Here is a 21,783-nt window from a genome sequence, read left to right on the forward strand (position 1 = left end):
GAACGATCGGTCATGAAAAGCGAAGCGATCAAGTCCGCTCCGGCGGCGTTCGGTGGATCCGCCGGCTGCGCCACATGCACAGCCGGCGCCGTGACCGGTCCCGGACCGGCGATGGCAGGCATGGCGCTCGCCGCCAAAGCGGCGGCGCCGGGCTTGCAGCGCCAGACGCTCGCGCTCGCCGTGCTGTTCGTCGGCGCCTTTCTCGCGCCGCTCGATTACTTCATCGTCAATCTCGCGCTGCCGTCGATTCACACGGGCCTCGACGCGAGCGACGCGCAACTGCAACTCGTCGTGTCCGCATATGCGTCCGCCTACGCGGTGCTGCTGATCACGGGCGGCCGGCTCGGCGATCTGTTCGGCCGCCGTCGCATGTTCATGACGGGCATGGCGGCGTTCGTGGTCGCGTCGGCGCTGTGCGGCTTCGCGACGAGCGGCCAGATGCTCGTGATTTCACGCATCGTGCAGGGCATCGCGGCCGCGGTGATGGCGCCGCAGGTGCTCGCGACGATTCGCGCGGTCGTGCCGCTGCATCAGCAGACACGCGTGATGAGTCTGTATGGCTTCGTGTTCGGTTTGTCGTCGATCGTCGGGCAACTCGGCGGCGGCGCGCTGATCACCTATCACCCGTTCGGTCTCGACTGGCGCGTGATCTTCCTCATCAACATCCCGATCGGCATCGCGGCCTTCATCGGCACGTGGAAGTTCGTGCCCGAGAACCAGCCGGCCACGCATACGGGTGTCGACCTGAAGGGCGTCGCGCTGCTCTCGGCGGTGCTGCTGCTCGTCATCTATCCGATGACGCATGGCCGCGAAGCCGGTTGGCCCGCGTGGACCTTCGCGATGTTCGCGCTCGCGGTGCCGATGTTCGCGCTGTTCGTCGCGACCGAGCGGCGCGTCGAGCGTGGCGGCGGCCATCCGCTCGTCGATCTGCAACTGTTCCGTAACCGCGCGTTCGCGCTGGGTCTCGTGCTTGCGTTCCTGTTCTACTGCAATAGTGCGTTCTTCCTGACCTACGGCATCTTCCTGCAAACCGGCCTGCACTGGACGCCGCTCGCGTCGGGCATCGCGATCATGCCGTTCGCGCTCGGCTTCGTGATCGGGCCGCTCACGTCGCCGGCCGTGGTCAAGCGCATCGGCGCACATGTGCTGACTCTCGGCTTCTCGATGTTGACGCTCGGCTTCGCCGTGACCGGCTGGTCCGCGACCCAGACCGCGACGCCCGATCTGCTGTTCTATTCCGGGCTGGTCTGCGCGGGCGTCGGACATGGCCTGCTGTTGCCGTCGATCGTGCGCATCGTGCTGCAGGAGGTGGTGCCTGAGAAGGCCGGGCTTGCATCGGGCGTGGTGTCGTCGACGCTGCAGATCGGCTCCGCTTTCGGTACCGCGGCGATCAGCGGCGCGTTCTTCGGGGCGCTCGGCGCAAGCGCGGCACCGGGGTCTTATGCGCACGCCTTCCAGTTGAGCCTCGGTATCAATGCCGTGCTGATGTTCGTGTGTATCGGCCTGAGCGTACTGCTCGTGCGTCATCAGCAAGGCCTGCGGCGCTCACTCGCGCAAGCGGCTTGAAATTAATTCGCTGGTAATCGTTTTCATTTGTTGGTCCGCCTGAAAAATCGTTCAATTTGAACGAAGCGGTATAACGAAATACGCGGTATTTACCGGCGATCTGGTCGTTCACAGGTAATTCTGATTTAGGTCAAATCAGCCCGTCCGGAATAACATCTACGCGGCATTGCGTCACGATTTCTAATCAGACGAATGCGGTTTCGCATTTTGTACCGGCCTGCAAACGGCCTGCAGTAAGTGTTGCGTTTGTGCGGTAACGCACATAGGGTTATCCGCAGGGGTGTCGCGGTATTTTCACGTAGAGCGGGGAACTTTATCTGTCCGGCATGATTTGCGGTCCGCGGTGAAAACGATATCAATAAAAATGGCTTGCCGCGTTTAAATTCAATTGTTAATCTCTCTTAACTTTTAGAGTGTTCATTCAACGGGTCGAAGTCGATAAAGCCGGCGCAATGACTTAATAACGCTCAACATAGAGGACCGAATATGCTGACCGCTACCATTGACGCATTGCAGACAAGCTCCGCCGCCTTCAACGCAGGCGACGTCGTCAAGTTAAAGGAAGGGGGCCCGCGCATGACCGTGACGTACGCAGGTCCGGTCGCGCTCAACAGCGGCGACTGGCTGATCTGCGAGTGGTTCGACGAACAAGGCGAACTGCGCCACGAAAGGTTTGCACCACAAGACGTGCGCGCGGAACCGCGCTCGATTCCGGCCGGCTCGGTACAGTCGCATCGCATCGCGCGCGCGGCCTGAGTGACGCAAGTCGACCAACCTGTTTTATTGGCCGTATCGCTCGAGCCACCCGAATCGATTCAGTGCTCGGGCCGATCGCGCGCGGCCTCGCGCCGCCGCACCCGCACCATCAGAGCCGACGAAAACGCGCGCAGACTCAACGCTTTGCGTGTCTCGACGACGTCGGTCGCGAGGTTCTCCGGCGGATTCGGCTGTAGTCCCCAATACATCGCCAGCAGCCAACCGAGCACGGTCCAGCCGAGGCAGGCGTTGAAGAGCGCGAGCGTCAGCACGTCGCGGCGCTTGCGCCGGTCCGCGATGATCGCCGGCAGAAAATACAGCGCCAGCGCGAACGCCGCGGCGATGACCTGAACGGCCAAGTTGCCACCCATAAAAGCTCCTGATGCGCGATGCGTGTAAGGATTGTCGCGCGAATGGCGGCTTTGCGCCGCACCTGCGCAATTCCGCCTGGCACCCAGACGCGGCAAGGGGTTCAGCCCGGCACGCATCGGGACTATCATGTTCGTTTCGACCGAACGGTACTTCACGGACCCGATCATGATCACCGACGATACGGCCCAGCAGGCCCAACTGAACCCGGACACGCTACGAGAATTCGTCGAGCGCAAGTGGAACGACGAGATCGTGCCCGCGCTGACCGACTACATCGCGGTGCCGGCCAAGAGCCCGGCGTTCGATCCCGACTGGGCGAGGCACGGCTATCTGGAGCGAGTGATCACCGACGCCGCGCAATGGGCCGAGCAGCAGCCGGTGCGCGGCCTGAAGCTCGAGGTGATCCGCCTGCCGGGCCGCACGCCCGTGATCTTCTTCGAAACGGCGGCGACGCGCTCGGGCAGTGATGAAACCATCGTGCTCTACGGCCACCTCGACAAGCAGCCCGAGTTCGACGGCTGGCGCAACGACCTGGGTCCCTGGACGCCGAAGCTCGAAGACGGCAAGCTCTACGGTCGCGGCGGCGCGGACGACGGGTACGCGATCTACGCGAGCCTGACGGCGCTCGCCGCGCTCGATGCGCAGGGTGTCGAGCGTCCGCGCTGCGTCGGGCTGATCGAAACCTGCGAAGAGTCGGGTAGCTACGACCTCCTGCCATACGTCGACGCGCTGCGCGAGCGGCTCGGCAACGTCGGGCTCGTCGTGTGTCTCGATTCGGGCGCGGGCAACTACGATCAACTATGGTTGACCACGTCGCTGCGCGGCCTCGTCGGCGGCGATCTCGAAGTGCAGGTGCTCGACGAAGGGATTCACTCGGGCGTCTATGGCGGCATTGTGCCGTCGAGCTTCCGCGTCATGCGGCAACTGTTCGACCGTCTCGAAGACTCCGCGAACGGCACGCTGCTGCCGAAGGGCTTTCATTGCCCGGTGCCAGCCGATCGTCTGCGCGAAGTGGAGGCCGCCGCAAGGATTCTCGGCGACGACGTCTGGAAGAAGATGCCGTGGGCGTGCGGCCAGGACGGCCGTCAGGTGCTGCCCACCACGGCCGATCCGCGCGAGGCGCTGCTCAATTCGACGTGGCGTCCGTCGCTGTCGGTGACGGGCGCGGCCGGCTTGCCCGCGCTCGCCGACGCCGGCAACGTGCTACGGCCGCGCACGGCGTTCAAGCTGTCGCTGCGTCTGCCGCCGACCATCGAAGCGGAAAAGGCGGTCGCCGAACTGAAGGCGTTGCTCGAATTCGATCCGCCGTACAACGCGAAGGTCACGTTCAAGCCGGATGCGGGCGCGGCGAGCGGCTGGAACGCGCCGGAGGTTGCGCCGTGGCTCGCCACCGCGCTCAACGACGCATCGCGTCAGCACTTCGGCGCCGACGCTGCCTACATGGGCCTCGGCGGCACGATCCCGCTGATGAACGTGCTGAAGGCCGGTTTCCCGAAGTCGCAGTTCATGGTGTGCGGCGTGCTCGGGCCGAAGTCGAACGCACATGGGCCGAACGAGTTCCTGCACGTGCCGTTCGGCAAGAAGCTGACGGCCGCGGTGGCCGAGGTGATCGCCGCGGCGCCTTGAGTTTTCGATTTGCTTGAGCGGGGCTCGGGTGCGCGCGGCGGCTCGGCGCCTGCGCTGACGCGCGGGACCAGGGCTCAGGCGATCAGCCTGAGCTTGCGCCTGTCGAGCAGCCAGCGCTCGAATTCGAGGGCGGGCATCGGCCTCGCGTACAGGTAGCCCTGCACGTAATCGACACCGATTCCCTTCATGAAGGCTTCTTCCGCTTCGGTTTCGATCCCTTCGGCGACCACCTGGAAGTCGAGTTCCTGTGCGACCGCAACCATCGAGCGCACCAGCGCCTGGGCCTTCATATCCGCGTCGATCGAGCGCACGAAGCTGCGGTCGAGCTTGATCACGTCGAGCGGAATACGACCGAGTTGCGACAGCGACGAATAGCCGGTGCCGAAGTCGTCCAGATGCACTTGCGCGCCGAGTTGGCGGAACTGCTTGATCAGTTCGATCACGGCCGCTTCGTTTTCGATCAGGCAGCTTTCGGTCAGTTCGAGGTCGACGAGGCATGGATCGAGGCCCGCGTGCTGCAGCGCCTCGGCGAAATGGCGGACCACGGCTGTATCCGTGAGTTGCCGCGCGGACACGTTGATCGCGACGCGCAAGTCGTAGCCGGCCGCTTTCCAGCGGGCCGCCTGCTTCGCGGCGGTTTCCATCACCCAGCGGCCGAGCACGCCGATCAGTCCGGATTCCTCGGCATAACGAATGAACTCGACCGGCATGATCTGGCCGCGCTCTGGCGAATTCCAGCGCACCAGCGCTTCCGCGCCTTCCACGGCCCCTGTGGCAAGGTTCAGTTTCGGCTGATAGTGCAGCGCGAACTGGCCTTCCTCGAGTCCGCGGCGCAGATTCGTGTCGAGCCACATAAACTCGGCGACGCGGCGGTTCATGTCCGGCGAGAACACGCGATGCGTGCGCTTGCCTTCGTCCTTCGCAACGTACATCGCGGTGTCGGCGGAACGGATCAGCGATTCGAGGCTGTCGCCATGCTCGGGCCAACGCGCGATGCCGATCGAACAGCCGGTGTAGACCTCGACGAGCCCGACCGCGAACGGCATGCGCATGCGGTCGAGAATGCGCTGCGCGGTGTTTTCGAGCGCATGCGCGGAGCCCTTCGTCGCGAGCACGATGAATTCATCGCCGCCTAGCCGCGCGAGCGAGTCGCCCGGATTGAGGCAGTTGCGGATCGCGTCCGACACGTCGCAGATCAGCCGGTCGCCGAACACGTGGCCGTAGTGATCGTTGACCTTCTTGAAGTTGTCGAGATCGAGAAATAGCACACCGACGGTTTCGCCCGGCGCGGCCTGTTCGATCGCGATCTGGATGCGCTCCTGGATCGCGTTGCGATTGGCGAGACCCGTGAGCGGGTCGGTGGTGGCCTGCTCGATCAGGCGGTCCTGGGCGAGCCGTTGCTCGGTGATGTCGGTGCCCGAGCAGATCAGGAACTGGTCTTCGATGCCGTTGCCGCTGCGCACGAACCTGTTGCGGAACAGGAACAGCCGCTCGCCGTGCACCGTCTTGATGCGTCGCTCGATCTCGTACGGTTCGCCGCGATTGAAGAAGTCCGCGCTGACGCGGTTCGAAACCACGTCGCCTTCGGACGACATGAACAGCGTCCAGACCCTGCGGCCGATGATGTCCTCTTCCCTGAGCCCGGTCAGTTCCTCGGCGAGCCGGTTGAAGCGCTGTATCCGGCCGTGCCGGTCGACGATCACGACCACCGAGTTCACCTCGGAGACCACCTGCTCGGCGAATGACAGACCGTGCAGCAGTGCGCGCGCGACCGATTCGGTGTCGGCGTGGGCCGACGCGGTGCCGCCCCAGCGATGACCATTGAGCTTCTTGCCGACCAGATGCAGACGCAGCGGTGCGCTGTCCAGTTGCACATCGACGACCACGTGCGAAGTCACGCCGCTGAGGCCGCGGACCTGTGCGGCTTGCGAAGGTGTGAGGGGAATCGCGACGCTGGGAGCCGCGCGGCCGTGCGCCGACGCGAGTTCCAGTGTGTCGCTGGCCGCCGATAGACGCCAGCAAGGGCTGCTCGTGCCGAACCGCGCGTGAAGCACCTGGTCGTGTAGCTCGTCGCTCATGAAGTCCCCGGAGTCTGCCGGCAGTCCCGATCAAGGCGGGCGGCGGCAGACAGTCTTCCTCATACGAAATAGAAATTGCCTCATTGTATCGAAGCGTGACAGTTCGAGCGAAGAATCATTAACGTTTCGGGAATAATCGGCTCGGCTCGGCACGGCTGCGCGAGGCGGCATTATTCCGCGGCAAAGCGACGTCACCGTGACGCCGCTAGAAGCGGCGCGCCAGCAAGGCTCGGGCGCGTTCCCGCTCGGGCTGATGGGCGTCGAGCGCCGCGTCGAACCAGAACTTGCCGGCCACCAGCGTGGCCGCCACCACACCGTTCCGATACAGCACGCGGTTGCCGGCGACGGCCGGCACCTTGTCGCCGACCAGCAACGTGCCGACGAGATTGAGCGGGTCGGTCGCCGCGACGCAGATAAAAGCACCGTCGTCCGGCTGCCGCCGCACTTCGCGCAGCAGCGGAATCGCCTCGGGCAGCGCGAACTGCTCGCCAGCGAGCCCGTTGACGAATCGCCCGCCGCGAATCACGCCGCGCGCTTCGAGCCGTTGCAACACGCGCAGCAGATCGCGCCACGGCGGCAGCCATTCCGCCTCGCGTTCGAGCACGCGCCAGAACACGACGCCGTAGCGGCGCAGCAACGTCATCGCGACGTGTTCGAGTACCTCGGGCGGCAACTGGCGGCGCCCTTCGGGCGGATTCTCCGGCGCGGCGGAGGAGGGGCGGCTTACGAGCGACCACCGCCCCGCATCGTCCATGCCGCCGATCAGCGCACTCGCTCGCGCGCGCCGGCCGCTCGAAAACACGTGGCGTTTGGCGACCGGTCTCAGCAATGCGCGCAGGCCCGCGAAGCTGTCGGAGTTGGCGAGGCCTGCCGCGACCAGCTCGCCAAGCGCGTTTTCGAGCTCCATGCGCAGCACGCGCACCTCGGCTAGCAGTTCGTCGAAGAACATGGCGCCGTGTTGTGCGAGGGTGTCATGCACGCTTTGCGCGAGCGCCGACAACTCGACCTGGCGCGCCGGGTCGAGCAGCGCGCGCCACGCACGCAACTGGGCGCGCGGCAGCAGCACGATCGGCGTGCCGCGGACCGGACCGGCGGCGCCGCGCGCGCGCTCGGTCAGGCGGGTCCAGACGATCTTGCCGGCGCGGCATAGTTCATCGAGGGAACTGCTGGCGTAGGCGCGCACGCGCGCGGGCAGGATGTCTTCCTCCCACGCAGCGGCGGCGGCCTGGAAACCTTCGAGCTGATCGAGCGCGGCGGCGAGCGCGTCGCGGCCTTCGGCGCGCGCGGTCGGCGTCAGATGCTGCCATTCGAACAGGAAGCGCATGTAGTCGTGCCGCTCGACCGGCTCGATCTCGCGCCGCAGCCGCTTCACTGTGTAGCGATGGATACGCGCGAGCAGGTGCCGCTCGCACCATTCCTCGACGCTCGTGTGCGGCGTGAAGCGGCCGCGCAACAGATAGCCTTCGGCTTCGAGCCGGATCAGCGCCGCTTCGACCTGGTTGGCCGGCAAACCGAGCGGGCGCGCGATCGCGTCCACCGTGAGCGGGCCGAAGCCGGTCAGACGCGCGCGCAGTACGTCGACGAGCGCGTCGTCGGCGCTCCAGCTGTCGGTGTAGCCCTTCGGGGCACGCAGCGGCGGTGTGTAGCGATCGCGCGGGAGGCCGGGATAGAGCGCTTCGAAGCAGGTGAGGCGTTCGGCGGGCAGCCATAGTGCGTTGTCGTTGTCGTCGGCGGTGCTCGCGTTTGCATTCGCGGCCAGCGGCAAGCGCGTCGCCCGGCCGGTTTTCGCCAACGCGGCTAGCAGTGCCGGCCAGCCTTCATGCGCGCGCGCCTCGGCCTCGGTGATGCATGCGAGGCCCGTCAGCGCTTCGTGCATTTCGTCGGCGTTGCGTGCCTGCGGCCAGGCTTCGTCGCGCACACTGTCGATCGCGGCGGCGTCGAGCGCGCCGAGATCGTCGGCGCTTTCCGGGTCGGTCCAGCGGCGGTTCAGTACCGCCTGGGTGCGGCGCTCCTCGAGCGGCGCGTCGTCGAGATACGCGTAGGGCTTCGCGGTCAGGATTTCGGCGGCGAGCGGCGATGGCGCCGGCAGATCGCGCGCCACGAGCCGCAGCTCGCCGTGCTCGATGCGGCGCAGCAGCGCGAGCCAGCGTTCGCTGTCCATCGCGTCGTGGAGGCAGTCGTCAATGGTTTGGTCAACTAAGGGGTGGCGGGGCACCTCGCGCTCGCCGACGATGTTCTCCAGACACGCGGCCTGCTCTGGAAACACGCTGGCGAGCAGATCCTCGCTGCGCATGCGCTGCAGTTGCGGTGCGGTCTTGCGACCGCCCGTGTAGCGCGGCAGGCCAAGCGAGGTCGTTGCGTTCCAGCGCCAGCGCACGCCGAATAGCGGTGCATCGAGCAGCGCCTGGATCAGCAGATGTTCGGCGCTGTTCGAATGCAGATAGCGCCAGACGTCGTCGAGCACGAACGAGTGGCTGCCAGTCAGCGACAGGATGATTGCGTCCTCGGTCGCGGCGGCCTGAAGCTCGAAGTTGAAGCTGCGGCAGAAGCGCTTGCGCAACGCGAGTCCCCACGCGCGATTCACGCGGCTGCCGAACGGCGAGTGGATGACGAGCTGGGTGCCGCCCGATTCGTCGAAGAAGCGCTCCATCACGAGCGTGCTTTGGGTGGGCAGCACGCCGAGCGCCGCGCGGGCGCGCGCCAGGTAGTCGACGATCTGGCGCGCGGCGGGTTCGTCGAGCGCGAGGTTGTGGACGAGCCAGGTGATGGCGCGCTCGAGGCGCGCGGCGGCGGGTTCGGTTTCGCTTGCGGACGCCGTGGTGGTGCGCGTCTCGCGCTCCGCCAGCAACGTCTCGACTTGCTCGCGCAATCTCGCGACCGCGAACGACAACTCGTCGCTGCGCCCCGGCGCCTCGCCGAGCCAGAACGGAATGTTCGGCGGTTGCCCCTGCGCGTCCTCGACCCGCACCCGGCCGCTCTCGATGCGCAGAATCCGGTACGACGCGTTGCCGAGCTGGAACACATCGCCGGCGAGGCTTTCGACCGCGAAGTCCTCGTTGACCGTACCGATGTTGAGCGCCTGCGGTTCCAGCACGACCGCGTAATCCGCGTTCTCGGGAATCGTGCCGCCCGAGGTGACCGCGACCAGCTTGCTGCCGCGTCGGCCGCGCAGTGTGCCGCTGACCGCATCGCGATGCACGTAAGCCGCGCGCGGACCGTGGCGGCTCGTGTAGCCTTCGGCGAGCATGCGCAGCACTGCGTCGTATTGCTCGCGCGGCAGATCCGCGTACGGCGCCGCCCGCCGCATCATGTCGAACAGCGCATCCTCGCCCCACTCGGCGCTCGACACTTCCGCGACGATCTGCTGCGCGAGCACGTCGAGTGGCGCGCGCGGAATACGCAGCGCGTCGAGTTCGCCGCGCCGCACGCAATCGAGCAGCGCCGCGCATTCGAGCAGATCGTCGCGCGAAGACGGAAACAGCCGCCCCTTTGGCATACCGCCAACGTGGTGTCCGGAGCGGCCGACGCGTTGCAGGAACGGCGCGATCGCGCGCGGCGAACCCATCTGGCAGACGAGGTCGACGTCGCCGATATCGATGCCGAGTTCGAGCGATGCGGTCGCGATCAGCACGCGCAGCTCGCCGCGCTTCAAGCGCTGCTCAGCGTCGAAACGATGTTCTTTCGCGAGGCTGCCGTGATGAGCGGCGACCGCGTCCTTGCCGAGCCGCTCGGTCAGATGACGCGCGGCGCGTTCGGCCATGCGGCGCGTGTTGACGAAGATCAGCGTCGTGCGATGCTGCGCGACCAGTTCAGCGAGCCGGTCGTAGACGCGCTCCCATACCTCGTTGGCCATCACCGCTTCGAACGGCACGGGCGGGATTTCGAGCGCGAGGTCGCGCGCGCGGACATGGCCGACGTCGATTACCGCGCACTCGGCCGGCGTGTCGCTGTCGAGACTGGCGCCGCCCACCAGAAACCGTGCGACCGCGCTGACCGGCTTTTGAGTCGCCGACAGCCCGATGCGCGGCAGGTGCCGCCCGCATAGCGCGTCGAGCCGTTCGAGACTTAGCGCGAGATGACTGCCGCGCTTGCTGCCGGCGAGCGCGTGGATCTCATCGACGATCACCGTGCGCACCGTCGCCAGCATGCGGCGGCCGGAGTCCGAGCCGAGCAGCACGTACAGCGATTCGGGTGTGGTCACGAGGATGTGCGGCGCGCGTTTTTTCAGTGCGTTGCGTTCCTGCTGGGTGGTATCGCCGGTTCGCACCGCGGTGCGGATGTCGAGCGGCGGTAAACCGAGGGCGTCCAGTTCTGCGGAGATGCCCTGGAGCGGCAGTTGCAGGTTCAGGCGGATGTCGTTGGAAAGCGCCTTGAGCGGTGAGACGTATACCACCAGTGTTTCGTCGGGCAGGGTGCCGCCGTTCGTCTCGCCTTGCGTCACGAGGTCGTTCAACGCGGACAGGAACGCGGTCAGCGTCTTGCCGGAGCCGGTCGGCGCGGCGACCAGCGTCGAGCGGCCGCTGCGGATTTGCGGCCACGCGGCGGCCTGCGCGTCGGTGGGGGCGGCGAAGGTTTTGCGGAACCAGTTGGCGACGGCCGGGTGAAAACCGTCGAGTGCGTCCTGCGATGGCGGCAGCGCAGGCGCGGCGGGCCGCGCCGCGCGCGCGGTGGAGCGAGTCTTCCGGGAACGAGGCGCCGCGTCGAGTGCGGCGGTAGTTTTGGCCGAGGTCATGCTCGTGTAGGTGAGGGTGGTGCGGGGGATATCCAGTGGGGGCGGGGCGGCTATCGGTCATTCCACGCTGACGGGCAATAGCGGTCAGTCTCGCAGGTTTTCCCCGCTCGTGCGCGTCACCTGCCAGCCTCCACCAATTGCAGTACGCTTGACAACTCTCCCTGCACCCACGATGGAGCGTCGACGATGCGATATAACCAGTTGGGCCGTACCGGTGTGTTTGTTTCAGAGTTGTGTTTGGGCACGATGACCTTCGGCGGCGGCGAAGGCATCTGGCGGCAGATCGGCGATCTGCAGCAGAACGACGCGGAGCGGCTGGTCGGCCGGGCGCTCGACGCGGGCATTAATTTCATCGATACGGCCGACGTCTACGCGGGCGGCCTGTCCGAGCAGATCACCGGCCAGGCGCTGAAGAATCTGCAAGTACCGCGCGACAAGGTCGTGATCGCGACCAAGGTGTTCGGCCAGACCGGCGAGTTCGCGAATGCGCGCGGCGCGTCGCGCTATCACATCCTCGACGGCATCAAGGCGAGCCTGAAGCGTCTGCAACTCGATCACGTCGACCTTTATCAGATCCACGGCTTCGACCCGGCCACGCCGATCGAGGAGACCGTGCGCGCGCTCGATACGCTCGTGCAGCACGGCCACGTGCGCTACGTCGGCGTGTCGAACTGGGCCGCGTGGCAGATCGCGAAGGCGCTCGGCATCGCCGAGCGGCTCGGCACCGCGCGCTTCGAAACGCTGCAGGCGTATTACACGCTCGCGGGCCGCGATCTCGAACGCGAACTCGTGCTGATGCTGCAAAGCGAAGGTCTCGGGCTGATGGTGTGGAGTCCGCTCGCGGGCGGTTTGCTGAGCGGCAAATACGGCCGGGAGCAACAGGCCGAAGCAGGCAGCCGTCGCACGAGCTTCGATTTTCCGCCGGTCGATCGCGAGCGTGCGTATGACTGCATCGACGTGATGCGCGAGATCGCCGCGGCGAAGAACGTGTCGGTTGCGCAGATCGCACTGGCGTGGCTGCTGCACCAGCGTGTCGTCAGCACGGTGATCGTCGGCGCGAAGAAAATCGAGCAGCTCGACGACAACATCGCGGCGACCAACGTCGCATTGTCTGCCGATGAGCTCGCGAAGCTCGCCGAAGTCAGCAAACTGCCGGCCGAGTATCCGGGCTGGATGCTGGAGCGGCAGGGCGAGCAGCGCCGGCAGCAACTGGCCGAGGTGCGGCACGTCGTGCAGCGGTAGCGCGACGGCGTACCCGCGAACGCAGGAGAATCCTGAATCCCCAACGTCGCGCCGCGCGGATTTCATGCCGGCGCGGCCGCGACGATCATCACATTTGTCATGCGTTTGCGCGTAGACTTCACACCGTAGGTCCTCTACGCATCGACCATGCCGATGTCTCGCGTCATACTTCCGACTCCTGTCCAGTTCGTGACATTCTCGTTTGCTTCCATTGCAAAGGCCGGCGTTTTCGGCGCTTTGGCTTGCTGTTCGCTGACGTTGCCCCATTTCGCCCTCGCGGCCGACAACGTGATCGTGCTCGACTCGGGCGAAGCGCAGCTCACGCTGATCGATCCTGCCACGCACAAAGTGATCGGCACCGAGCCGACCGGCAAGGAACCCCACCATCTGATGGTCACGCCCGATGGCCGCTCGCTCATCGTCGCGGATTCGATCTCGAACAACCTGATGTTCGTCGACCCTCACAGCGGCCGTGTGCAGCGCCGTCTCGAGGATATCGAAGATCCTTATCAGCTCGGCTTTTCCCCTGACCACAAGTGGTTCGTCACCGCGGGACTGCGGCTCGATCGCGTCGACATCTATCACTACGACGGCGAGAACGTGACGCTCGCGAAGCGGATTGCGCTGGCGAAGACACCCAGCCACCTGACCTTCGCCTCCGATAACCGTACCGTGTTCGTTACGCTGCAGGATACGGGCGAGGTCGCGGCGATCGATCTGCCGACGCAGTCAGTCATCTGGAAGCTGCATGTAGGCAGGACGCCGGCCGGACTCTGGATGACGCCGGGCGACCGCTATCTGCTTATCGGCATGACCGGCGAAGACAATGTCGCGGTGGTCGACTGGAAGAACCGGGCACTCGTGAAGAAGATCCAGACCGGTCGCGGCGCGCACAACTTCCGCAATCTCGACGATAGCCAGCATATCGCCGTGTCGAATCGTGTGGAGAACACGATCAGCATTATCGATTACAACACGCTGACAAAAGTGGCCGACATTACCGGCCTGATGCCCGGTCCCGACGACATGGAACTATCCGCGGACCGGCGCTATCTATGGGTCACGTTCCGCTTTGCGAGGCATGTCGGCGTCATTGACCTGAGCACGCATCGACTGGTCGATACGATTCCAGTCGGGCGTTCGCCGCACGGCCTGTATTTCGCCAACCGCGCGCCGGTCTACGCGCCCAATCCGGACTGAGGCAACCCGAAAGGCCCTACATGATTCACGAACTCCTCGCTCAACTCGACAACGGCATCTCAGCCCTGCAGACGCTTCTGTACATCGACGTCGTCCAGCCGATTTTCTACCGCTTCAATCTGATGGGCTATGACGAAGACACTTACGACGCGCTCTACTGGGTGATCGTCGGCGCGCTGCAGATACTCGTCTCGTATGTGGCGTTGCGGCCGCTCGAAGCGCTTCGCCCGGTGGAGACGTGGACGGACCGCAAGGCGTTGCGCGTGGACGTGATCTACACGTGGATCGCCAAGCTCGGCATCATCAATATTGCGTTCTTCTTTCTGCTGCAGCCGTTCTTCAACCATTGGCAGAGCCTGATGGCGATCCACGACGTGCCCAACATCGACGTCGATAGCTTGTGGCCGGGCGTCACTGATCAACCGCTCGTGTCGTTTCTGATCTATCTGATCGTGCTCGACTTCGCCGGCTACTGGTATCACCGCTGGCAACACCGGTTCGGCGTGTGGTGGGAACTGCATGCGGTTCATCACAGCCAGCGGCAGATGTCGCTGTGGACCGACGACCGCAATCACTTTCTCGACGACATCCTGCAGGCGGCGTTTTTTGCGGCGATCTCGCTGTTCATCGGCGTGCAGCCGAGCCAGTTCGTCGTGCTCGTCGCGGTCGGCAATTTTATGCAGAGCGTGCAGCACGTGAACGCGCGTCTCAAGTACGGATGGCTGCTCGAACGCTTGATCGTGAGTCCCGCGTTTCATCGCCGTCATCATGCGATCGGCTACGGCCACGAAGGCACGCGCTACGGCTGCAATTTCGGCGTTCTGTTCCCGTGGTGGGACATGCTGTTCCAGACTGCGTCGTGGAACCGCAGGGTCGAGCCGACTGGCATCCGCGATCAGTTGCCCGCGCCGCACGGTGCCGCGCGCTCGTATGGCGATGGACTGATCGCGCAGCAATGGTATGCGTTCGGCCGCATCGCCGCGCGTCTGCGCGCACGGCACGGTGCGGGCGCAGCCGGGGCTCGATAACAAAACGACATGGCGCGGAGAACTGGCGTTCTCCACGCCATTTTGCTTCAGCACTCGCTCAAGTTTCTACGTCCGCGAGACTGAAAGTCTCCGTCTTGTCGTTGTACGAGAAGATTTCCGCGTAACGGCCCCAGTCGATCACCGCGTCGAGCGTTTCCTGCGCCGCGCTGTCCGACAGCATGTCCTCGAGTTCCTGCTCGAAGCGCACGCGCGGCGCGCGATGTCCGGGCCGCTCGTTGAGCACCTTCCTGATTCGCGCGGCGAGCGGCACGCTCTGCAACAGATGGTCGGCGAACATGATCTTGCGCTCCTGCGTACTGCCCTCGGCGAATCGTTGCGCGGGCGGCGTGAGGAACACGTCGCCCTCGCTGACTTCGGCAAAGCCGAGGTACTGCAGCATTTCCGCGATCGGGAACAGCTCGTCCACTTCCAGCTGCAGCGTGCGCGCGATCTCCGGCATGTCGGCGCGGCCGTTGTAGGGTGCGGCCGCGAGCGTTTCGATCAGACCGGCCATCAGGTTCGTCGACACGTTCGGCAGCCAGCTGCCGGGTTCGAGTTCGCGTTTGGCCGCGGCGCCGGTGGGGCGTGCGGTCATCTTCGCGTAGATCTCGTCGACGAGCGCGCGAAATGCCGGGTCGAGCCGGTTGCGCGGATGCGCGAACGGCACCACGGTCTCGGCCACCACCCGCCCGGGGTTCGACGACAGCACCAGAATGCGGTCGCACATGAACACCGCTTCCTCGATGTTGTGCGTGACGATCAGCACCGCCTTGATCGGCATGCGGTCCTGGTTCCACAGGTCGAGCAGGTCAGTGCGCAGCGTTTCGGCGGTCAGCACGTCGAGCGCGGAGAACGGCTCGTCCATCAGCAGGATGGTCGGATCGACGACGAGCGCGCGAGCAAAGCCGACGCGCTGGCGCATGCCGCCCGACAGCTCGCGCGGATACGCGTTCTCGAAGCCGTCGAGGCCGATCAGGTCGATCGCCGCGAGCGCGCGGTTGCGCCGTTCGTCGACGCTGACGCCGAGCGCCTCGAGTCCGGCTTCGACGTTCTGCAATACCGTCAGCCACGGAAACAGCGCGAAGGTCTGGAATACCATCGCGACGCCCTCGGCGGGACCGTCGAGCGGCTTGCCCCGGTAGGTCACGTTGCCGCTCGTCGGCCGGATCAGACCGGAGATGATGCGCAGCAGCGTGGACTTGCCTGAGCCCGAGCGGCCGAGCAGTCCGACGATCTCCCCCTCGTGCAGCGTCAGATTGACGTCGTCGAGCACCAGCAGCTCGCTCTGATTTTTATCGAAACCGCGGCACACGTGCTCGATGTTCAGCACCTGCGAGCTTGTGCGCGGGGACGACTGGAGCGTGTCGGCGGGAATGGCTTGAATAACGTTTTGCATGGGTTCACTCCTAGTCGAGTCGCAGCCTGGATTCGGCAAAGGCATACAGCGGGCGCCACAGCGTGCGGTTGAACAGCGTGACGAACAGCGACATCACGGCGACGCCAAGGATGATCTTCGGGAAATCGCCGGCGGCGGTGGTCTCGGCGATATAAGCGCCCAGACCGTGCGCGGCGACCTTGGTATCGCCCCACTGGACGAACTCGGACACGATGCTCGCGTTCCACGCTCCGCCCGATGCGGTGATCGCGCCGGTCACGTAGTACGGGAAGATGCCCGGCAACATGATCTGACGCCACCACTGCCAGCCGCGGATGCGGAAATTGGTGGCCGCCTCGCGGTAGTCGTTCGGATAGGCGGTCGCGCCCGCGATCACGTTGAACAGGATGTACCACTGGGTGCCGAGCACGATCAGCGGCGACAGCCAGATATCCGGGTTCAGGTGAAAGCGCACGATCACGATCACGAACACCGGGAACAGCAGGTTCGCGGGGAAAGCGGCGAGAAACTGCGCGAGCGGCTGCACCTTTTCTGCGAGCGCGGGCCGCAGGCCGATCAGCACGCCGATCGGCACCCAGACCACGGAAGCGATCGCGATCAGCAGCATCACGCGCAGCAGTGTGATCAGGCCGAGCACGAACACGTGACCGACCTCGTCGAGCGTCACGCCGGTGCGCACGTAGGTGACCACGCGATAGATCACGTACGCCGTCAGCACGAGTACCAGGATGCCCCACACGATGTCGCCCGCGCGCGTGGACTTCTCGCTGTGCGGTAGCCCGGCGCGCCGGAAGTTCGCGAAAGGTACACGGAACGGGATGCGTGCGGCGGTCGCGAGCATCCAGCCGAGCGGCACGAGCAGCCGGTGAATCAGCCGCGTGCGGCGGATCAGGTCGAGCAGCCATGATTCCGGCGCGTTGCCCGAACTCGTGGTCTCCATGCGGAACTTGTCGGCCCACGCGACGAGCGGACGGAACAGCAACTGGTCGTAGGCCAGAATCACGACCGTCATCGCAAGGATCACCCAGCCGATCGCATGCAGGTTCTGGTCGCTGATCGCCTGCGCCAGATAGGCGCCGATACCCGGCAGCGTAATCGTGTTGTTGCCGACCGTAATCGCTTCGGAAGCCACGACGAAGAACCAGCCGCCCGACATCGACATCATCATGTTCCAGATCAGGCCCGGCATCGAGAACGGCACTTCGAGCTTCCAGAAGCGCTGCCATGAGGTCAGATGAAAGCCGCGCGACACTTCATCGAGATCGCGCGGCACCGTGCGTAGCGACTGATAGAAGCTGAACGTCATGTTCCACGCCTGACTCGTGAAGATCGCGAAAATCGCGGCGAACTCGGCGCCGAGTACCCGGCCTGGAAACAACGCGAGGAAGAACGTGACCGTAAACGAGATATAGCCGAGCACCGGCACCGACTGCAGGATGTCGAGAATCGGCACCAGCACGAGACCGGCGCGGCGGCTTTTGGCGGCGAGCGTGCCGTACACGAGCGTGAAGGTCAGCGACGCGACCATCGCCGCGAGCATGCGCAGCGTGGTGCGCATCGCGTACGCGGGCAGGTTCGACGGATCGAGCGAGATCGCCTGCGTCTTTAACGTCGACATCGGGGCAAGCGTCTGCTGAAAGCCGATCGACGCCATCGCGATCAGACAGATGATCAGTGGAAAGGCAATGAAGTCCCATCCGTTTGGAAGCAGCCGCCGGGCGGACGCATTGGCGGTGCGGTTCAGGTTGAAACTGAACTCCATCAGTAACCCCCGCGGCCGTGAGTGTTTGGGCGGAGCGAAATCGTGTCGGTGTACCGGATGGCGGCATGGTCATCGAATCGCGACGGATCTTTAGCTTGGAACATGACGAAACGCAAGTTGATGAAAGGTTTAATTCAGCAAGCGACGGCCCCGACGAATCAACACCACAATCTTTCGAGTGTGGCGTTGATTCGTGACAGAAACTTTGCAGAACTGAAGAGGGCAACGATCCCAAGGCTGAAGGGCGAGCGGCGGCCGCAACCCCGAAGGCTTGCGAGGGCGTGCCAGTGTGGACGAGCGAAGGCCGCGTCCATATGGCGCTCATGATCGACGTGCACGAAGGAGATCTGCTACTGCGCGCACCGTTCTGCCTGCTGGCGGAACGGCGGCGCGAGGAAGGGGCGCGGACGTTCTGCCGGTCAGGCAGTGAAACTGTTCGAAGATCGGCTACTACAGGTGTCCAAGGCATCTGCCCCACTTAAGAAGACGGCGAATTCTAGACGCGGTAAAAACGGGAAGTCAACCAGATTCTGTAAGCAGAGCCAACAGAAATAGATGAAGGCTCGCGCAAAGAGTTTGAAGGTCGTCGCGTGAGGTTCGGAAACACAATGTTGTCTTTATGCGTTTTTTACTTGTATTTGTGCGGGCGATGTCAATACAATCCGCCCCATCGTATCGAAGGAGTCGTCCATGGACGCATGTTCAGGCAGTGGAAGTCCGATGCCGGCGAGCGCCGGCAACACAACCGCGAGATAGTCGCCGCTGGTTCGCTCCTTCGCCGCTAACTCGCCCCAGTCGGGTTGGCGCGCTTCAATACTGACCGGCCTTTGCTGCCGGTTTTCCGTAGCACGCTTCCTCTGTTTTGATCGTCATCTGCAAGGCTGATCGAAGGGGCGGTCGCGCTTTCGCGTTGCGCTCGCGGTGTGTCGGATGTTTCACATACCTGCGTGTTTCGGTGCGGTCCTTTTGCGTGTCCGCGCTCGCGCAAGCTTGCATGCCGGCAACGAATTGAACACACGTTTGCCATGCGCGTGTGCGAATAACAACCGAGTCATCCGCCTATAACTTCAACCACAATTACATGATGAAAAATATCCACAAGCGCGGACTGCTGGACTCCGGCGGTCCACTCGCCGTGAGTGCCGTTCTTTGTCTCGGCCTCGTTCCCTGTGCGTTCGCGCAGACAGCCGGCGAAGGCACGCAGGCGCAAGCGGCGCCCGCCGATCAGACCGCCGCCGCACCGACGGGAGTGTGGGAGCGCTCGAACCTGCTCGGCGACATGGGTGGCTTGCGTCCCTGGCTCGGCAACTATGGCGTGACGTTCAATCTGCAGGAGACCAGCGAGTACATGGGCAACGTGTCGGGCGGCACGAATCGTGGCGGCGCTTATCAGGGCTTGACCCAGTTCGGACTCGTCGTCGATACGCAGAAGGCCTTTGGGTTGCCAGGCGGGACCTTCAATGTTTCCGGCCTGCAGATTCATGGCACGAGCCTGACCGCCAGAAATCTGCAAACGCTGCAAACGGCGAGCGGCATCGAAGCCGACGCCGCGACCCGTCTGTGGGAGTTGTGGTATCAGCAGTCGCTTGGCAATGTCGACTTGAAGATCGGTCAGCAGAGTCTCGATCAGGAGTTCATGGTCAGCCAGTACGCGGCAACGTTCATGAATGCGGCGTTTGGCTGGCCAGTGCTGCCGTCCACCGATCTGCCCGCGGGCGGACCCGCTTATCCGCTGTCGTCGCTCGGCGTGAGGGCGAGGGCGGCGTTCGCGAACGGAGTGACCGTGTTGGGCGGCGTATTCGACGGCAATCCGGCTCCGGGCGTCGGCGATCCACAGAAGCTCAACGCGAGCGGTACGAACTTCAATCTCGGCAACGGCGCGCTCGTGATCGGCGAACTGCAGTACGCGATCAACCAGCCGTCGGCGAACCCGTCCGATCCGAAACCGGCCGGCTTGCCGGGTACCTACAAGATTGGCTTCTGGTACAACAGCAACCACTTTGCGGATCAGGGTTTCGACACTGGCGGACTGTCGCTCGCGAATCCGGCGAGCAACGGCGTGCCCGCGAGTCATCGCGGCAACTACAGCATCTACGCGGTCGCCGATCAGATGGTGTGGCGCCCGGGTCCCGACAGCCCGCGGTCGCTCGGTGTGTTCGCGCGCATCATGGGCGCGCCAGGCGATCGCAATCTGGTAGACCTCAGCGTGAACGCGGGCGTCACGCTCAAGGCGCCGTTCAAGGGGCGCGACAACGACGTGGCCGGGCTCGCGCTCGGCTACGCGAAGATCGGCGCGCACGCGCAGGATCTCGCGAGCGCGCAGGCGCTGGACACCCCCGGCTATCCGTCGCGCAGCGCGGAGACCATGCTCGAGGCGACCTATCAGTACCAGGTCGCGCCGTGGTGGATGCTGCAAGCCGACTTCCAGTACTTCTGGCGGCCGGGCGGCGGGATTCCGGACCCGCAGGATTCGTCCCGGCGCATCAAGGACGAAGCGGTTCTCGGCTTGCGCACGACGATCCAGTTCTGAATCACCGAGGCCTGTTACAGCGACGCCACTTATCCCTGCGCATGCGCGGCAACCGCGTCCAACGTGCGCGCAGAGTACACCAGCGTCGCGCCCGCGTTGACCCCCATCGCGACGCCAAGCGCTTCGGCGATTTCCTCGCGCGTCGCGCCGTGCTTCAGCGCCTCGGCCGTATGGACCGTGATACAGCCGTCACAGCGCAGACTGACCGCGACCGCGAGCGCAACCAGCTCGCGCGTTTTCGCGCCGAGCAGGTCGGTCTTCTGACCAGCGCTCGACATCGCCTGATACGCCTTCACGCTGTCCGGCGCGAGCTTCGACATTTCGCCGATACGGCCGAACAGTTCCTTGCGGTAATCGATCCAGTTCAACATGGCAGTGCTCCTTGGTCCGTTGCGCGCCGGCGAGTGCCGGCGTCGTGGGCTACAGTATTGCGTCGCACCGCGATATCCCGAATACTCGTTCGACTCAACTTTTAGCGCGCTCGTCTCATGGACACGCTCAGTCGCCTCATTGACCTTGCCCGGCCGCAGGCGAGCCTCGATCTTCGCTGCCTGCTCTCAGGCGGATTCGATATCGATCACGCGCCACTGGGGGCGGGCGTCGCGCCGTTTCATCTGGTGCTCGACGGCGCCTGCGTGATCGAAACCGCCGCTGAAGAACAACTCGAATTGCGAGCCGGCGATTTTCTGCTGTTTCCACGCGGCGCCGCCCATCGCGTGCGCGACGTGAAGCGCTCGGCGGGCGGCATGCCGTTGACGCTCGGGCACGACGGCATGCTGCCGGTGCGACGCAACGATGCCCATGAAACCGGCGACACGTCTGCGCACGCATCCAGCGACGCCCCGGTTCATTCCGGCGTCGATCTGCTGTGCGGCCGCTTCGTCTACGCGCCCGGCTCGTCGGCGCTGCTGCTCAATGCGTTGCCTGATCCGCTGCACGTGTCGCTCGGTGACGCGCAAAAGCTCGATGCGCTGCAAACGATGATCGCGCTGATGCGCGGTGAAGCAGAGCGGCGTCAGGCCGGCGCCCTCGCGATCGTCACCGCCTTGAGCCACGCGCTGTTCGCGATGGCGCTTCGTGTGCACGGCGAGCGCAACGCGAACGGCGCCGGCATGCTCGCGTTGCTGACGGACCCGCGTCTCGGCGCCTCGGTGCAGGCCATGCTCGACGCGCCCGAGCGCGCATGGACCATCGCCGAACTCGGCGAGCGCGCGGCGATGTCCCGTGCGACTTACGCGCGCCACTTCAACGAGCGCGCGGGCGTGACCGTAATGGATTTTCTGACGCAGATCCGCATGGCGATCGCCAGCGATCTGCTGTTGCGCACACATCGCAGCGCGGCGGACATCGGCGAGGCGGTTGGCTATCAATCGGAAGCGGCATTCGGCAAGGCGTTTGCGCAAAGCGTCGGCGTGACGCCGGGACGCTACCGGCGTCGCACGCAAGCGGACGATGATTCGGATGGCTGACTAAAATCTCGACGCACGCACCGCGA

At 64.8% G+C, this 21,783-nt stretch carries 14 protein-coding genes; 8 read left to right on the plus strand and 6 right to left on the minus strand.

Features of this window, described 5'->3' with window-relative positions; genetic code table 11:
• The first annotated feature begins 12 nt into the window (after nucleotides 1–12).
• Both L0U81_RS20755 and L0U81_RS20760 read left to right on the plus strand, forming a co-directional pair.
• Nucleotides 13–1,566 (plus strand): MFS transporter, encoded by a 1,554-nt coding sequence (locus L0U81_RS20755; RefSeq protein WP_233805388.1) that lies wholly within the window; start codon nucleotides 13–15, stop codon nucleotides 1,564–1,566.
• A 486-nt stretch (nucleotides 1,567–2,052) separates the two neighbouring features.
• Nucleotides 2,053–2,322: a YodC family protein gene (locus L0U81_RS20760; protein WP_233805389.1), complete on the plus strand. Its 270-nt coding sequence runs from the start codon at nucleotides 2,053–2,055 to the stop codon at nucleotides 2,320–2,322.
• Between the two features lie 59 nt (nucleotides 2,323–2,381).
• Here the strand turns inward: L0U81_RS20760 and L0U81_RS20765 are convergent, their stop codons facing one another.
• Entirely contained in the window at nucleotides 2,382–2,693 is a 312-nt protein-coding gene (locus L0U81_RS20765; protein ID WP_233805390.1) for a superinfection immunity protein, read from the minus strand.
• A gap of 166 nt (nucleotides 2,694–2,859) precedes the next feature.
• Between L0U81_RS20765 and L0U81_RS20770 the strand changes: the two genes are divergently transcribed.
• A complete protein-coding gene (locus L0U81_RS20770) occupies nucleotides 2,860–4,320 on the plus strand; it encodes a M20 family metallopeptidase (protein ID WP_233807871.1) in 1,461 nt (486 codons plus the stop codon).
• Between the two features lie 74 nt (nucleotides 4,321–4,394).
• Here the strand turns inward: L0U81_RS20770 and pdeR are convergent, their stop codons facing one another.
• Nucleotides 4,395–6,398, minus strand: coding sequence for a cyclic di-GMP phosphodiesterase (gene pdeR / locus L0U81_RS20775; protein ID WP_233805391.1), 2,004 nt, complete (start codon nucleotides 6,396–6,398; stop codon nucleotides 4,395–4,397).
• Nucleotides 6,399–6,603: 205 nt separating this feature from the next.
• Entirely contained in the window at nucleotides 6,604–11,130 is a 4,527-nt protein-coding gene (locus tag L0U81_RS20780; RefSeq protein WP_233805392.1) for a DEAD/DEAH box helicase, read from the minus strand.
• Nucleotides 11,131–11,316: 186 nt separating this feature from the next.
• On the opposite strand from L0U81_RS20780, the gene L0U81_RS20785 reads away from it, so the two are divergent.
• The 3 genes from L0U81_RS20785 to L0U81_RS20795 all read left to right on the plus strand — a co-directional run bounded on the left by L0U81_RS20785 (nucleotide 11,317) and on the right by L0U81_RS20795 (nucleotide 14,600).
• Nucleotides 11,317–12,372, plus strand: a complete 1,056-nt coding sequence (locus L0U81_RS20785; protein ID WP_233805393.1) for an aldo/keto reductase — start codon at nucleotides 11,317–11,319, stop codon at nucleotides 12,370–12,372.
• 153 nt (nucleotides 12,373–12,525) lie between these two features.
• Nucleotides 12,526–13,572 carry a YncE family protein gene (locus L0U81_RS20790; protein ID WP_233805394.1) on the plus strand — a complete coding sequence of 349 codons (1,047 nt, stop codon included), beginning with the start codon at nucleotides 12,526–12,528 and terminating at the stop codon, nucleotides 13,570–13,572.
• 20 nt (nucleotides 13,573–13,592) lie between these two features.
• Nucleotides 13,593–14,600, plus strand: coding sequence for a sterol desaturase family protein (locus L0U81_RS20795; protein ID WP_233805395.1), 1,008 nt, complete (start codon nucleotides 13,593–13,595; stop codon nucleotides 14,598–14,600).
• A 58-nt stretch (nucleotides 14,601–14,658) separates the two neighbouring features.
• Here the strand turns inward: L0U81_RS20795 and L0U81_RS20800 are convergent, their stop codons facing one another.
• Both L0U81_RS20800 and L0U81_RS20805 read right to left on the minus strand, forming a co-directional pair.
• On the minus strand, nucleotides 14,659–15,996 hold the full coding sequence (locus L0U81_RS20800; protein ID WP_233805396.1) for an ABC transporter ATP-binding protein: 1,338 nt from the start codon (nucleotides 15,994–15,996) through the stop codon (nucleotides 14,659–14,661).
• 10 nt (nucleotides 15,997–16,006) lie between these two features.
• Complete coding sequence (locus tag L0U81_RS20805) at nucleotides 16,007–17,758, minus strand: ABC transporter permease (protein WP_233805397.1); 1,752 nt, start codon at nucleotides 17,756–17,758, stop codon at nucleotides 16,007–16,009.
• A gap of 1,084 nt (nucleotides 17,759–18,842) precedes the next feature.
• Between L0U81_RS20805 and L0U81_RS20810 the strand changes: the two genes are divergently transcribed.
• On the plus strand, nucleotides 18,843–20,288 hold the full coding sequence (locus L0U81_RS20810; protein WP_442793457.1) for a carbohydrate porin: 1,446 nt from the start codon (nucleotides 18,843–18,845) through the stop codon (nucleotides 20,286–20,288).
• Nucleotides 20,289–20,317: 29 nt separating this feature from the next.
• On the opposite strand, the gene L0U81_RS20815 is transcribed toward L0U81_RS20810, so the two are convergent.
• Complete coding sequence (locus tag L0U81_RS20815) at nucleotides 20,318–20,659, minus strand: carboxymuconolactone decarboxylase family protein (protein WP_233805399.1); 342 nt, start codon at nucleotides 20,657–20,659, stop codon at nucleotides 20,318–20,320.
• A gap of 117 nt (nucleotides 20,660–20,776) precedes the next feature.
• Here L0U81_RS20815 and L0U81_RS20820 point away from each other — a divergent pair, with 117 nt between their 5' ends.
• Nucleotides 20,777–21,757 (plus strand): cupin domain-containing protein, encoded by a 981-nt coding sequence (locus L0U81_RS20820; RefSeq protein ID WP_233805400.1) that lies wholly within the window; start codon nucleotides 20,777–20,779, stop codon nucleotides 21,755–21,757.
• Nucleotides 21,758–21,783 lie beyond the last annotated feature (26 nt).

The sequence above is a fragment of the Paraburkholderia sp. HP33-1 genome (assembly GCF_021390595.1).
In the GTDB taxonomy this organism is placed as follows: domain Bacteria; phylum Pseudomonadota; class Gammaproteobacteria; order Burkholderiales; family Burkholderiaceae; genus Paraburkholderia.

Bases quoted from the DNA above. Each gene is read 5' to 3' on its own strand.
- L0U81_RS20810 (WP_442793457.1), top strand. From the start codon at position 18,843: ATGAAAAATATCCACAAGCGCGGACTGCTGGACTCCGGCGGTCCACTC.
- L0U81_RS20760 (WP_233805389.1), top strand. From the start codon at position 2,053: ATGCTGACCGCTACCATTGACGCATTGCAGACAAGCTCCGCCGCCTTC.
- pdeR (WP_233805391.1), bottom strand. From the start codon at position 6,398: ATGAGCGACGAGCTACACGACCAGGTGCTTCACGCGCGGTTCGGCACG.
- L0U81_RS20805 (WP_233805397.1), bottom strand. From the start codon at position 17,758: ATGGAGTTCAGTTTCAACCTGAACCGCACCGCCAATGCGTCCGCCCGG.
- L0U81_RS20820 (WP_233805400.1), top strand. From the start codon at position 20,777: ATGGACACGCTCAGTCGCCTCATTGACCTTGCCCGGCCGCAGGCGAGC.
- L0U81_RS20795 (WP_233805395.1), top strand. From the start codon at position 13,593: ATGATTCACGAACTCCTCGCTCAACTCGACAACGGCATCTCAGCCCTG.
- L0U81_RS20755 (WP_233805388.1), top strand. From the start codon at position 13: ATGAAAAGCGAAGCGATCAAGTCCGCTCCGGCGGCGTTCGGTGGATCC.
- L0U81_RS20780 (WP_233805392.1), bottom strand. From the start codon at position 11,130: ATGACCTCGGCCAAAACTACCGCCGCACTCGACGCGGCGCCTCGTTCC.
- L0U81_RS20770 (WP_233807871.1), top strand. From the start codon at position 2,860: ATGATCACCGACGATACGGCCCAGCAGGCCCAACTGAACCCGGACACG.
- L0U81_RS20800 (WP_233805396.1), bottom strand. From the start codon at position 15,996: ATGCAAAACGTTATTCAAGCCATTCCCGCCGACACGCTCCAGTCGTCC.
- L0U81_RS20765 (WP_233805390.1), bottom strand. From the start codon at position 2,693: ATGGGTGGCAACTTGGCCGTTCAGGTCATCGCCGCGGCGTTCGCGCTG.
- L0U81_RS20790 (WP_233805394.1), top strand. From the start codon at position 12,526: ATGTCTCGCGTCATACTTCCGACTCCTGTCCAGTTCGTGACATTCTCG.
- L0U81_RS20815 (WP_233805399.1), bottom strand. From the start codon at position 20,659: ATGTTGAACTGGATCGATTACCGCAAGGAACTGTTCGGCCGTATCGGC.
- L0U81_RS20785 (WP_233805393.1), top strand. From the start codon at position 11,317: ATGCGATATAACCAGTTGGGCCGTACCGGTGTGTTTGTTTCAGAGTTG.